At 60.8% G+C, this 13,834-nt stretch carries 11 protein-coding genes and 1 pseudogene; 10 read left to right on the top strand and 2 right to left on the bottom strand.

What is annotated here, in order from left to right:
• Positions 1-38: 38 nt before the first annotated feature.
• Positions 39-407, top strand: a complete 369-nt coding sequence (locus ACIPZC_RS08460) for a DUF5064 family protein (RefSeq protein ID WP_349974791.1) — start codon at positions 39-41, stop codon at positions 405-407.
• Between the two features lie 149 nt (positions 408-556).
• Positions 557-2,065, top strand: a complete 1,509-nt coding sequence (locus ACIPZC_RS08455) for a sigma-54-dependent transcriptional regulator (protein ID WP_241804267.1) — start codon at positions 557-559, stop codon at positions 2,063-2,065.
• A gap of 103 nt (positions 2,066-2,168) precedes the next feature.
• Here ACIPZC_RS08455 and ACIPZC_RS08450 read toward each other — a convergent pair whose 3' ends face one another.
• Together ACIPZC_RS08450 and ACIPZC_RS08445 are read right to left on the bottom strand one after the other, a co-directional pair.
• Positions 2,169-2,450 (bottom strand): bacteriocin immunity protein, encoded by a 282-nt coding sequence (locus tag ACIPZC_RS08450; protein ID WP_241804266.1) that lies wholly within the window; start codon positions 2,448-2,450, stop codon positions 2,169-2,171.
• A gap of 2 nt (positions 2,451-2,452) precedes the next feature.
• Positions 2,453-4,321, bottom strand: coding sequence for an S-type pyocin domain-containing protein (locus tag ACIPZC_RS08445; RefSeq protein ID WP_400626166.1), 1,869 nt, complete (start codon positions 4,319-4,321; stop codon positions 2,453-2,455).
• Positions 4,322-4,847: 526 nt separating this feature from the next.
• On the opposite strand from ACIPZC_RS08445, the pseudogene ACIPZC_RS08440 reads away from it, so the two are divergent.
• The 8 genes and pseudogenes from ACIPZC_RS08440 to ACIPZC_RS08405 all read left to right on the top strand — a co-directional run.
• Positions 4,848-4,991: pseudogene (locus ACIPZC_RS08440) on the top strand (TyrR/PhhR family helix-turn-helix DNA-binding protein); the annotation flags it as partial.
• Positions 4,992-5,132: 141 nt separating this feature from the next.
• The gene (gltS, locus tag ACIPZC_RS08435) at positions 5,133-6,338 is read left to right on the top strand and encodes a sodium/glutamate symporter (protein WP_400626164.1); all 1,206 of its coding nucleotides are present in this window, start codon (positions 5,133-5,135) and stop codon (positions 6,336-6,338) included.
• A gap of 312 nt (positions 6,339-6,650) precedes the next feature.
• A complete protein-coding gene (gcvH, locus tag ACIPZC_RS08430) occupies positions 6,651-7,034 on the top strand; it encodes a glycine cleavage system protein GcvH (protein ID WP_400626162.1) in 384 nt (127 codons plus the stop codon).
• Positions 7,035-7,045: 11 nt separating this feature from the next.
• A complete protein-coding gene (gene gcvP / locus ACIPZC_RS08425; RefSeq protein ID WP_400626160.1) occupies positions 7,046-9,901 on the top strand; it encodes an aminomethyl-transferring glycine dehydrogenase in 2,856 nt (951 codons plus the stop codon).
• Between the two features lie 190 nt (positions 9,902-10,091).
• Positions 10,092-11,468, top strand: a complete 1,377-nt coding sequence (locus ACIPZC_RS08420; protein WP_400626158.1) for an L-serine ammonia-lyase — start codon at positions 10,092-10,094, stop codon at positions 11,466-11,468.
• A 28-nt stretch (positions 11,469-11,496) separates the two neighbouring features.
• Complete coding sequence (gene gcvT / locus ACIPZC_RS08415; protein ID WP_400626156.1) at positions 11,497-12,618, top strand: glycine cleavage system aminomethyltransferase GcvT; 1,122 nt, start codon at positions 11,497-11,499, stop codon at positions 12,616-12,618.
• 355 nt (positions 12,619-12,973) lie between these two features.
• Positions 12,974-13,186 (top strand): cold-shock protein, encoded by a 213-nt coding sequence (locus ACIPZC_RS08410; RefSeq protein ID WP_012316046.1) that lies wholly within the window; start codon positions 12,974-12,976, stop codon positions 13,184-13,186.
• A gap of 91 nt (positions 13,187-13,277) precedes the next feature.
• Positions 13,278-13,766, top strand: a complete 489-nt coding sequence (locus ACIPZC_RS08405; protein WP_267818464.1) for an RDD family protein — start codon at positions 13,278-13,280, stop codon at positions 13,764-13,766.
• The last annotated feature ends 68 nt before the right edge of the window (positions 13,767-13,834 follow it).

Genomic DNA, 13,834 nt, shown 5'->3' with positions numbered 1-13,834 from the left:
GGCCGCCCGCCATTTTCGACCCTTCGGAGGATTCCGCCATGGCCCAGTTCGAACCTGGTCACGTGCATATCGAGCGCGTTGCGCTGAATAACAATGACCACAGCTACGACCTCAAGATCGAGTACGAAGCGACCCAGGATCCCAAGGAAGGCCGAGGTGTGCAGTTTCGCCTGCATGGAAGCATCGAGGGCAAACCGGTGGATGAAACGTTCTTCCTGGCCAAAGACCAGGTCTTGCCGAGCTTTTTGATGGTGCTCAGCCGCAAGGCGCAGAATCACCTCACACCACCCAAGAAATTTGAAACACTCAGTTCACCGCACAAGATCTACGACCAGATGTTCGAGGACATCCGCGCCAAACTGGATGTGAAGTCCGGCGATCCGATCAAGCCTGAACATTTAGAGTGAAGCCAATCGCCGGCAAGCCGGCCCCCCCAGGCACCCCGCCGAGCCTCAGGCAAGCGGGGTATCTGTGAGAGCCGGCGTGCCGGCGATTGGGTTCGACCCTGATCCCAAGGCATACTACCGCCCTCCCCGGCCATGACCCCCGCCTCCCCATGCGCATCCACGTCAGCTTCATCGACCGCGTCGGCATCACCCAGGAAGTCCTCGCCCTGCTCGGTGCCCGCAACCTCAACCTGGACGCCGTGGAGATGGTCCCACCGAATGTCTACATCGACGCCCCAACCCTGAGCCCAGCCGTGCTCGAAGAGCTGCACGACGCGCTGTTCGAGGTACATGGCGTGCAGTCGGTAGACGTGGTCGACATCCTCCCCGGCCAGCGCCGCCACCTGCAGCTCGATGCCCTGCTGGCCGCCATGAGTGACCCGGTATTGGCCGTCGACAGCGCAGGCCTGGTGCTGCTGGCCAACCCCGCGTTGATCGCCCTGTGCGGGCGTGAGTCAGCGGGGCGGTCTGTTGGCGAGCTGTTCGGTGACCCCGGCCTGCTGCAGGCCCTGCTGGACAACAACTTCCATCTGCCGATGCGCGAGATGCAGCTTAACGGCCAGAGCCTGCTGCTGGACGCTACGCCCATCACCAACGCCGGCGGCCTGTTGACCCTGTACCCGCCCAACCGTATGGGCGAACGCCTGTCGGCCCTGCACCACGACCATGCAGAGGGCTTTGATGGGTTGCTCGGCGAGTCCCCGGCGATCCGCACCCTCAAGGCCCGCGCCCTGCGCGTAGCGGCCCTGGATGCGCCCCTGCTGGTCAATGGTGAGACCGGCACCGGCAAGGAGCTGGTGGCCCGTGCCTGCCATGCCATCAGCAGCCGCCAAGCGGCGCCTTTCCTGGCCCTCAACTGCGCTGCGCTGCCCGAAAGCCTGGCCGAGAGCGAGCTGTTTGGCTATGCCCCCGGCGCCTTCACCGGCGCCCAACGGGGTGGCAAGCCCGGGCTGATGGAGCTGGCCAACCAGGGCACGGTGTTTCTCGACGAGATTGGCGAGATGTCGCCGTACCTGCAGGCCAAACTGCTGCGGTTTCTCAGCGATGGCAGCTTCCGCCGCGTGGGCGGCGACCGCGAGGTAAAGGTCGATGTGCGCATCATCAGCGCCACCCACCGCGACCTGGAACGCATGGTTGCCGAGGGCACGTTCCGCGAAGACCTGTTCTACCGCCTCAACGTGCTCAACCTGCAGGTGCCGCCACTGCGTGACCGCGGCCAGGACATCCTCATGCTCGCGCACTACTTCATGCAGCAGGCCTGCACGCAGATCCAGCGCCCCGCCTGCCGCCTGACCCCAGCTGCCCACTCGGCGATGCTGGCCAACCCTTGGCCGGGCAACGTGCGCCAGTTGCAGAACGTGATATTCCGCGCGGCGGCCATCTGTGAAAGCAACCTGGTGGATATCGGCGACCTCGACATTGCCGGTACCTCGGTAGCGCGTGGGCAGGATGGTGAGGTGGGCAGCCTTGAGCAGGCAGTGGGTGATTTCGAGCGTGAACTGCTGCAGCGGTTGTATGCCAGTTATCCCTCGACCCGGCAGTTGGCGGGAAGACTGCAGACTTCGCATACGGCCATCGCCCAGCGGTTGCGCAAATACGGAATTCGTAGCAAAAGTTGAGTATTCACGCCATCAACCTGACAAAACCCTTATTTGATGGCAGATACATAACTCAGGTGGTATTGCGAACGCTAGCAACACCACCTGAATTGCTAAGTCTAAGTCATTCGCTAGACTGCTGTTCAGCCTTAAAACCCGGCAGGCCCTGCGCAGCCCTCCACTCCTTAACGACGCGCACAACTTCCTCAGGAGAGTCCTTCAACCCATGCTTGGTTGGATAATACATGAGGTCAGTTCCAAGCGGGTGTCCCGACAATCGCTTGAACTCCAGTATCGCTTTAGTATGTGCGCGCTCAGTAGGATAAAGCTCTGAATTGGCAGTATATATTCCCAACACAAAACTCAAGAATTCAGCTTCAGTATAGTCAGATATTTCCTTCACCACGCTCACCCTTTCCTGTGAATATTTATATGAAATTTCGGAGACAAGATAACGATATTATCCACATCGTAAACAGCACCCCCTTCCACAATCTTTATTTTATGATGAATTTCGTACTTAATTCTACCCCCCACTTGCTCAGATGCGGAAGCGAGGGGGGCCAAGCCTTTACGCATCATGTACAAGGCAGCCTCATCAAACTGATCAGAGTAGGAACTATCTGCAATTACTTTCCAGAGCTGTCTTCGGAACGCATCAAAACTACTAAAGCTTTTCCCTCGTAACTGATCGGCAATCGAAGTCGGTATAGCGGCCCCATTCTCACTGTCTTCAACCAGCAGCGGGCCTTTGTGCAATACTCCGTTACCCGACACAACCCCCGGTTTATTCCGCGAGCTTTTGAACATCACATAAAGCGGCGGCAATCCCGAATCGGCGGGGAAAATGATGACGTAGTCATCGAACCCAAAATCTGGCAGCTCAGGGTAAATGTCGAGCCGGCCCTCAAGTGGCTCGAGCGTCGGTCCAACCAGTGCCGCTCCAGATGGAGGAGTCGCTGGTAAGGTTGTCGAGCTGTCCTGCGGCTCGACTGCGGGCGTCCATGTCAGTGTTCTGGACGGTATGTCACCGGTGGTGACGGTGTACTGACCGCTTGGGGCGTCATACGCTGCCGCCAGTACCGGCACTGTGGAAGGAATGACGGCCCCCCCGGTGCGGGCGGCGAACAGCTCGATAGACCCGACTTGCTCGCGCTTGTCGCCCATCCGCACTGGAAGATCGACCGTGCCAAGCTCAAGGGCGGCAGCTTGAGATGCAGGATTCAATTCAACCGTCAGGTCGGTCAGCGGCGAGGTCAGGACATAGTTGTCTGGTAACTCCCCATTCCCCAGTTTGGGGGCGTAGAGCAGTGCGAAGGTACCCACGAGGAAAGGCCCAGCCACAGCTTCGATCGAAGCGACACTCAACGATGCGACGGCTGAGCGAATGGCCGTACCCAGTGCTACACCAGCCTCTAGCACTGGAGCCGCTGCCGTAGCCATGACGATGGCTGGCTTTGCCGCTACCTCAGATAGCAGCGCTTTATAAGTGTTGGCTTGGCGCACGGCTTGCTCTGCCAACGCCCTCTCAGCCGCCTCTTGGGCTTTGACATGCGCTTCAGCTTCGGCACGGGCCTCTGCCTGGGCACGAGCCGCAGCTTCTGCCTCCGCCTGGGCACGAGCCGCAGCTTCTGCCTCTGCCTGGGCACGGGCCGCAGCTTCTGCCTCCGCCTGGGCACGAGCCGCAGCTTCTGCCTCTGCCTGGGCACGGGCTGCAGCTTCTGCCTCCGCCTGGGCTCGAGCCGCAGCTTCTGCCTCTAGCTGCGCTTGCACAAGCGCTTGTGCTTCAGCATTGGCGATAGCCTGGTGCAATGTCGCTATCTGCGCCTGAAGTATCTGTATCTCAGCTTCATCCAGCTGAGCTGAGTAAGCGGCGTGATAAGCACTCTTCAATGCTTGTATCAACGCAGGGCGCCTCATCCGCATCTGTACGGTCAGGCGATATGTGGCAATTGCATATTCAACTGGGCTTTTGCCAAACGGGGTCGAACCAAAATAACTGTCTGCAGCTGCACGATGCCTGTCTAAGTCCTGTGTTCTTCGTAGAATGAGCAAGTTTCGTACATTGACGTTCTGCCTCAGCATATCAATATGAGATTGTGGCTCGCCTTCCACACTCTGGCGAAGTGCTTGAACATCCAAATCAATGCGCTGCGACGCAGTTGCCAATTTAGTCACATACTCATTTTTCGCTTCATCATCTGCCGCCTTCATCGCATAGGGTGCTTGATTGAAGAGTGCCATCTGTCTTCTTGCATCTTTACTGCCAGAATTCATGCGCCTTACCCACTCACCATGGGGATTATTACCCAACGGTGGCAGCGGCCCAGAATAACCAGGAGGAATTGTGAACTTACCCTCAGGTGGTTTCCCCTCTACAAAACTGTGGGGTAGCTGAATTTGCCTGCGTTTTCTAGACATCCGTGTTTCCTCAACAAAAATGCGTCTAACCGTTCAGCTGCTTGAGCATTTGGCACATTTGGCAACTTGCAAGATTTCAACCGCGCACCAGCCCCACAGCAGCCTGCGGATGATCTTCAGGAAAAACGAGGCAAAGTCGCAGAAGGCAAAGCTCCCAGTGCAAAGAAAGACAGATTCAATTCGCGATAGCCAGTAGTGATCAGTGGAAGTAGAGGATTCCCACAAGAACGATCCAACATACTTTCTATTGCCCAAGCTGTTAAAGTTTGTTTTAGGGGGTATGGGCTGCGAGGTGCTCCCCGGCATGCAGCCATGTGAGACCGAGCGCCGCGCCGGCGGCGCTCGGTTTATGCAGCCTCCGCAGAATCCAAAGGCTGCCAGCGCAGTGGGTGATTTCGAGCGAGAGCTGCTGCAGCGCCTGGATGCCAGTTACCCCTCAACCCGGCAGTTGGCTGGGCGCTTGCAGACATCGCACACCGCGATTGCCCAACGCTTGCGCAAGTACGGTATTCCCGGCAAAAGCTGACACTCGCCGTCATTTCAACAAGGTGAAATCGCAACGTTGTTCAGAATTTTCCTAGCCGTAGCGTGCTGACATTGCCCCTAAACTCGCCCCCCAGGCGACCCCCTGCAGTGTTCGCCACTAATAGAGCAAAGAGTAACCTGAATGCTTGCACTCGATTTCTACGGCACACTGGTGGCCGCTTCCCTAGTGCTTCTACTAGGGCGTGGCCTTGTTACACGCGTTGGTTTCTTGCGTACCTACAACATTCCCGAACCGGTCGCCGGAGGTTTGGTGGTTGCTCTACTGCTATTGAGCCTACGTGCATTGGACCTGCACGTGAAGTTTGATACTTCATTGCAAACACCCTTGATGCTGGCGTTTTTTGCGACCATCGGTTTAAGTGCCGACATTGCCAGCCTGAAAAAAGGCGGCCGCATTGTCGGTATATTCCTCCTTGCGGTGACAGGGCTGCTGCTGGCGCAGAATGCGATGGGCATTGCCCTGGCAAAAGCGTTGGGGCTCGATCCCTTGATGGGTTTGCTGTCCGGGTCGATTTCCTTGTCGGGCGGCCACGGCACAGGCGCTGCGTGGGGTGCCACCTTCAGTGAAAAATACGGCCTGGCCTCTGCCAGTGAACTGGCACTGGCCGCAGCCACTTTTGGCCTGGTGCTGGGCGGCCTGATTGGCGGGCCGGTCGCACGGCTGCTCATCAAGCGCGTGCAAACTCCCGGTTTGGGACAGGAAATGCCGCGTACTCCCAAGGGCTTTGAACAGCCCAACAAAGAACATCTGATCACGCCCTACACAATGATCGAAACGCTTGCGCTGATCGCAGTCAGCCTGATGGGAGGCTCCTTGCTGAACAGCATGCTCCACGGTACAGCGTTCGAGTTGCCGACATTCGTTTGCGTATTGTTCGTGGGGGTCCTGCTGCGCAATGGGCTTTCATTGCTGGGTATGTATCAGGTCTTCGAGCGTGAAGTTTCAGTACTTGGGAATGTCAGCTTGTCGCTGTTCCTGGCCATTGCGCTGATGTCGCTAAAATTGTGGGACCTGGCTGCGCTGGCTCTGCCGTTCTTCGTTCTGCTGGCAGCGCAAACATTGGTGATGGCGCTGTTCGCGATCTTCGTGACGTTCAGAATCATGGGCAGCAACTACGATGCAGCGGTGCTGGCAGCAGGGCACTGTGGTTTCGGGCTTGGCGCCACACCTACTGCGATTGCCAACATGCAGGCTATAACGCAGCGCTTCGGTCCGTCGCAGATCGCTTTCCTGGTGGTACCGATGGTTGGGGCGTTCTTTATCGATATCATCAATGTAATCGTGATCAAGCTGTACTTGGCGCTGCCTTTCTTCGTCGCCCTTTGACGGCTGGTCTTTGGGCCAAGGGCCCTGTCGCGACGCATCTCGCACAGGGCCGTACTGAAAACGATACATCGTATCGAATTCAATACAAACCCATTCCAGTCATCTTGGACAAGGGTTTGATCCTCCGAACCTTTTCGTCCTCGCTTGCGCTGTAGCGTTTTCATTCCAAATTATTGATCGCATGTTTAGCGGAATATTTTATCTAATTGATTTTTAACGTTTTTTTGTTAATGGCCGCATTTTTGCTTATGAAACCTCAACCCAAGAGCGCGAACCCACCGCGCCCAACGCCCTGCTTCCCGAGGATTCCCCATGAGCGAGTTGCGTTTCACTGAAGATCACGAATGGCTGCGCGTCGAAGCCGACGGTAGCGTCACCGTAGGCATCACCGCCTACGCCCAGAACGCCCTCGGCGATGTGGTCTACGTGCAACTGCCGGAGCTGCAGCACTACGACAAAGGCGCCGAAGCCTCCACCGTCGAGTCGGTCAAGGCCGCCAGCGGCGTCTACATGCCCCTGAGCGGTGAAGTGGTCGCCGTCAACGATGGGCTCAACGACAGCCCGGAGCTGGTCAACGAAGATCCGCTGGGCGAAGGCTGGTTCTTCCGCTTCAAGCCTGCCGACATGAGCGAAGTCGGAGCCCTGCTCGACCAGGACGCCTACGACCGCCTGATCAAAGCCAACGACGACGCCTGAGGAGCCCGACCATGACCATCAACCTCGGCACCGCCAACGAATTCATCGCCCGCCACATCGGCCCGCGCGCCGCAGACGAGCAGGCCATGCTGGCCACCTTGGGTTTCGACTCGCTGGAGGCGATGACCGCCGCAGTCATCCCCGACACCATCAAGGGCACCAGTGTACTGGGCGCCGAAGACGGCCAGAGCGAGGCCGATGCCCTCGCCGCGCTGAAAGCTATCGCCGGTAAAAACCAGCTGTTCAAGAACTATATCGGGCAGGGCTACTACAACACCCACACCCCGGCGCCGATCCTGCGCAACCTGCTGGAAAACCCGGCCTGGTACACCGCTTACACGCCTTACCAGCCAGAAATCTCCCAAGGCCGCCTGGAAGCCTTGCTCAATTTCCAGACCCTGGTCAGCGACCTGACCGGCCTGCCGATCGCCAACGCCTCATTGCTCGACGAAGCGACCGCCGCCGCCGAAGCCATGACCTTCTGCAAGCGCCTGTCGAAGAACAAGGCCAGCCATGCCTTCTTCGCGTCCGTGCACTGCCACCCGCAGACCCTCGACGTGCTGCGCACCCGTGCCGAGCCGCTGGGTATCGAGATCGTGGTGGGCGACGAGCGTGAGCTGGGCGATGTCAGCGCCTTCTTCGGCGCTTTGCTGCAGTACCCGGCCAGCAACGGCGAAGTATTCGATTACCGTGAAGTCGTCGAGCGCTTCCACGCCGCCAATGCCCTGGTCGCCGTGGCCGCCGACCTGCTGGCGCTGACCCTGCTGACCCCACCAGGCGAGTTCGAAGCGGACGTGGCCATCGGCAGCGCCCAGCGCTTTGGCGTACCCCTGGGCTTTGGCGGCCCGCACGCGGCTTACTTCGCCACCCGCGACGCCTTCAAGCGTGACATGCCGGGCCGCCTGGTCGGTGTGTCGATCGACCGATTCGGCAAGACCGCCCTGCGTTTGGCCATGCAAACCCGCGAGCAGCATATCCGCCGCGAGAAGGCCACCAGCAACATCTGCACCGCCCAGGTGCTGCTGGCCAACATTGCCAGCATGTTCGCCGTGTACCACGGCCCGGCGGGCCTCAAGCGCATCGCCGAACGCACCCACGCGCTGACCGCGATCCTCGCTGCCGGCCTGAAAACCCTCGGCGTGCAAGTGGTCGGCGAGACCGCCTTCGACACCCTGACCCTGGACACCGGCAGCGCTACCGCAAGCCTGCACGACAAGGCACGCGCCCAGCGCATCAACCTGCGCCAGATCGACGCCGCGCACCTGGGCTTGTCGCTCGACGAGACCAGCACCCAGGCTGACGTCGAGGCACTGTGGCAGCTGTTCGGTGGCCAGCAGGCCCAACCGGACTTCGCCGCCCTGGCCGCCAGTACCGGCTCGCGTCTGCCTGCCGCCCTGCTGCGCCAGTCGGCCATCCTCGAACACCCGGTGTTCAACCGCTACCACAGCGAAACCGAGCTGATGCGCTACCTGCGCCGCCTGGCCGACAAGGACCTGGCGCTGGACCGCAGCATGATCCCGCTGGGCTCGTGCACCATGAAGCTCAACGCCGCCAGTGAAATGATCCCGGTGACCTGGGCCGAGTTCGGTAACCTGCACCCGTTCGCCCCGGCCGAGCAAAGCCAGGGTTACCTGCAGATGACCACCGAACTGGAAGCCATGCTCTGCGCCGCCACCGGCTATGACGCCGTATCGCTGCAACCCAATGCCGGGTCGCAGGGTGAATATGCGGGCCTGCTGGCCATCCGTGCCTACCACCGCAGCCGCGGCGAAAGCCATCGCGACATCTGCCTGATCCCGTCCTCGGCTCATGGCACCAACCCGGCAACCGCACACATGGCCGGTATGCGCGTCGTGGTCACCGCGTGTGACGCGCGTGGCAACGTCGATGTCGAGGACCTGCGCGCCAAGGCGATCGAGCACCGTGAGCGCCTTGCCGCGATCATGATCACCTACCCGTCGACCCACGGCGTGTTCGAAGAAGCGATCGGCGAGATCTGCGCGATCATTCACGACAACGGCGGCCAGGTGTACATCGACGGCGCCAACATGAACGCCATGGTGGGCCTGTGCGCACCGGGCAAGTTCGGCGGCGACGTCTCGCACCTGAACCTGCACAAGACCTTCTGCATTCCGCACGGCGGTGGTGGCCCAGGCGTCGGCCCGATCGGCGTCAAGTCGCACCTGGCGCCGTTCATGCCCGGCCACGCGCAACTGGACAACCGTGACGGCGCGGTATGCGCCGCACCGTTCGGCAGCGCCAGCATTCTGCCGATCACCTGGATGTACATCCGCATGATGGGCGGTGCCGGCCTCAAGCGTGCCTCGCAGATGGCGATCCTCAATGCCAACTACATCGCCCGCCGCCTGGAAGAGCACTATCCTGTTCTGTACACCGGCGGCAATGGCCTGGTCGCCCACGAGTGCATCCTCGACCTGCGCCCGCTCAAGGACACCAGCGGCATCAGCGTCGACGACGTGGCCAAGCGCCTGATCGACTTCGGCTTCCATGCCCCGACCATGTCCTTCCCGGTGGCCGGCACGCTGATGATCGAGCCGACCGAAAGCGAGGCCAAGGAAGAACTGGACCGCTTCTGCGATGCGATGATCCAGATCCGCGAAGAGATTCGCGCGGTGGAGAACGGTAGCCTGGACAAGGATGACAACCCGCTGAAGAACGCGCCGCACACCGCTGCCGAGCTGGCTGGCGAGTGGGCCCACGGTTACAGCCGCGAACAGGCGGTGTACCCGCTGCCAAGCCTGGTGGAAGGCAAGTACTGGCCGCCTGTGGGCCGGGTCGACAATGTGTTCGGCGACCGCAACCTGGTGTGCGCCTGCCCGTCGATCGAGAGCTACCAGGACGCCTGACCGCGTGGGGCCGCTGCGCGGCCCATCGCCGGCAAGCCGGCTCCCACAGGTTACGCGGCAGGTTTCAACACCTGTGGCAGCTGGCGTGCCAGCGATGGGCTGCGCAGCAACACCTGTGGCAGCTGGCTTGCCGGCGATGGGCTGCGCAGCAGCCCCAATGGGATAACCGGATACCTCTGGAGCAAGCACCATGTCACTGAGCGTCTTCGACCTGTTCAAGATCGGCATCGGCCCCTCCAGCTCACACACGGTCGGCCCGATGCGCGCTGCCGCGCGGTTCGCCGAAGGCTTGCGCCGCGACGGCCTGCTGGCCAGCACCGCCAGCGTCAAGGCCGAACTGTATGGCTCGCTGGGGGCCACGGGCAAAGGCCATGGCAGCGACAAGGCGGTATTGCTTGGCCTGGAAGGCCAGCACCCCGATACCGTCGACACCGAAGCCATTCCCGCCCGCCTGCAGGCAATCCGTGAAAGCGGCCACCTGCGCCTGCTCGGTGAACACAGCATCGCCTTCGTCGAGAAGCAGCACCTGGCGCTGATCCGCAAGCCTTTGGCCTACCACCCCAACGGCATGATCTTTCGCGCCTTCGACGCTGCCGGCCTGCAAATCCGCAGCCGGGAGTACTACTCGGTAGGCGGCGGTTTCGTGGTCGATGAAGAGGCCGCCGGGCTGGACCGTATCGTCGAAGACAGCACCGTCCTCGCCTACCCGTTCAAGACCGCCAAGCAACTGCTCGGGCATTGCACCGCCCATCACCTCTCGGTGAGCCAGGTGATGCTGGCCAACGAGGCGGCGTGGCGCCCCGAGGCCGAAACCCGTGCAGGTCTGCTGCGGATCTGGCAGGTGATGCAGGATTGCGTCGCCGCCGGCTACCGGCACGAGGGCATCCTGCCGGGCGGGCTCAAGGTCAAACGCCGGGCACCAGCACTGTACCGCCAACTCAGCCAGCACCCGGAAGCCAACCTTCGCGATGCGTTGTCGGTACTTGACTGGGTCAACCTCTATGCCTTGGCGGTCAACGAGGAAAACGCCTATGGCGGGCGCGTGGTCACTGCCCCGACCAACGGTGCAGCGGGCATCGTACCGGCGGTACTGCACTACTACATGCGCTTCGTCCCCGGCGCCAGTGAAGACGGCGTGGTGCGTTTTCTACTGACTGCCGCGGCCATCGGCATCCTGTACAAGGAAAACGCCTCGATCTCCGGGGCCGAGGTCGGCTGCCAGGGCGAAGTCGGCGTGGCCTGCTCGATGGCAGCCGGCGCCTTGTGCGAGGTGATGGGCGGTAGCGTGCAACAGGTGGAAAACGCCGCCGAGATCGGAATGGAGCACAACCTGGGCCTGACCTGCGACCCGATCGGTGGGCTGGTACAGGTGCCCTGTATCGAGCGCAACGCCATGGGCTCGGTCAAGGCCATCAATGCGGTGCGCATGGCCCTGCGTGGCGACGGGCAGCACTACGTGTCGCTCGACAAGGTCATCCGTACCATGCGCCAGACCGGCGCCGACATGAAAAGCAAATACAAGGAGACCGCCCGCGGCGGTCTGGCCGTCAACATCATCGAATGTTGACCCGACAACAAAACCCAAGGAGTCATCGATGTCCGAAACACTGCACAAGACCCCGCTGCACGCCCTGCACCTGGAACTGGGCGCGCGCATGGTGCCATTCGCCGGCTTCGACATGCCGGTGCAGTACCCGCTGGGCGTGCTCAAGGAGCACCTGCACACCCGTGAGCAGGCCGGGCTGTTCGATGTCTCGCACATGGGCCAGATCATGCTGCGCGGCAAGGATGCCGCCCAGGCCCTGGAAAGCCTGGTGCCAGTGGATATCATCGACCTGCCGGTGGGCATGCAGCGCTATGCGATGTTCACCAACGAGCAAGGTGGCATCCTCGACGACCTGATGGTTGCCAACCTGGGCGACGACACGCTGTTCCTGGTGGTCAATGCCGCCTGCAAGGCGCAGGACCTGGCCCACCTGCAGCAGCATATCGGTGACCGTTGCCAGATTCAGCCACTGTTCGAGGAGCGTGCCCTGCTCGCCCTGCAAGGCCCGGCCGCAGTCACCGTGCTCGCGCGCCTGGCCCCGGAAGTGGCCGGCATGACCTTCATGCAGGTACGCCCCGTCACCCTGCTGGGCGAAGATTGCTACGTCAGCCGCTCAGGCTACACCGGCGAAGACGGGTATGAGATTTCGGTGCCGGCCAAGGCCGCCGAAGCCCTGGCCCGCCACCTGCTGGCCGATCCGCAGGTGCAGCCGATCGGCTTGGGCGCGCGCGACTCTCTGCGCCTGGAAGCTGGCCTGTGCTTGTATGGCCACGACATGGATACCACCACCACGCCGGTCGAGGCCAGCCTGCTCTGGGCCATGTCCAAGGTTCGCCGTGCCGAAGGGGCGCGTGCCGGCGGCTTCCCCGGCGCCGAGGTGATCTTTGCCCAGCAGCAAGCAGGCGTGGCCCGCAAGCGTGTGGGCCTGCTGCCACAGGAACGTACACCGGTGCGTGAAGGCGCAGAGATTGTCGATGCCGCTGACAAGCCTGTGGGCAACGTCAGCAGTGGCGGCTTCGGCCCGACACTTGGCGCGCCGGTGGCCATGGGTTATGTCGATATCGAACATGGCGCGCTGGACACGCCACTGTTTGCCTTGGTGCGCGGCAAGAAGGTTGCCCTGAAAGTCAGCAAAACGCCTTTTGTGGCGCAACGTTACTATCGCGGTTGAACGCGGTACATGAGGTTTGCGGGCAGGTCGACTTATTCGTTTTCGAACCTGCTCCATAACTTATGAACATGGCGCCAGGCCAGGCGTCATGCCGTTTGCGACGAATTTTCCAGTTATCGAAAAAAGCCCGATTTTCCAGCTGAGCAAGGGCTTGTTTTTTTCTTGGGAGTTGGCGTAGAGTCAATGCACTGTGTTTGCATGGGTCGCAACAGTTCGTGACCTGGGCCAGTAGCCGCAATCTGCTACAACCCGTTCGACGTGACTTACTTTCCTGCAACCCAGCCCAGTACTCTTTCACTTTCGATAACGTGAAAGTAACTGTCATTCAAATTTAAGCTTCATAGGAAATAAGACAATGGCTGAGCGTCAGAACGGTACCGTCAAGTGGTTCAATGACGAGAAAGGTTACGGCTTCATCACCCCAGAAAGCGGTGCTGATCTGTTCGTGCACTTCCGTGCCATCGAGGGCAACGGCTTCAAGAGCCTGAAAGAAGGCCAGAAGGTCACCTTCGAAGCAGTTCAGGGCCAAAAAGGCCTGCAGGCTGACAAGGTTCAAGTCCTCGGCTAAGCCGGTCGCGACTTCGAAGAAAGCCCCTGCCCTGTGCAGGGGCTTTTTTTTGCCCGTAGAATGACGGCTTCATCCTTCGGAGCTGTCCTGCATGCCCAAGCCTCTGCTTTCACCCCAAGGTGATTTCCCGCCGGTCGGCCTGGGCCGGCGCCTGGCGGCGATGTTTTACGATTTCCTGCTGTGTACGGCCCTGCTGATCGTCACCGCAGGGGCTTACAAGATGATCCAGATGGCGATCATCGGCGAGGCGCGCATGCGCGAACTGACCGAGGCTGGTGCCCTGGACGGCGACCCGCTGCTGTCGACGATCCTGCTGTTTGCGCTGTTCGGTTTCTTTGCCAAGTTCTGGACCCACGGCGGGCAGACTCTGGGCATGCAGGTATGGGGCGTGCGCGTGCAAAACCCTGATGGCAGCGCAATCAGCCTGTGGCAGGCGCTGCTGCGCTTTATCGTGTCGATCGCCTCATGGCTGTGCCTGGGGCTGGGGTTTCTCTGGTCGCTGATCGACAAGCGAAAGCGGGGCTGGCATGACATTTACTCGCAAACAGAGTTGGTGCGGGTGCCAAAACAGACGAAATGACAGCCAAGCAATTAAGGGACCGCTTTGCGGCCCATCGCCGGCAAGCCGGCTCCCACCGGTACAGCGCA

Origin of the sequence: Pseudomonas sp. NPDC089743 (assembly GCF_044748785.1) — a bacterium.
GTDB classification, from domain to species: domain Bacteria; phylum Pseudomonadota; class Gammaproteobacteria; order Pseudomonadales; family Pseudomonadaceae; genus Aquipseudomonas; species Aquipseudomonas putida_X.
This window is presented reverse-complemented; position numbering and strand designations above follow the sequence as displayed.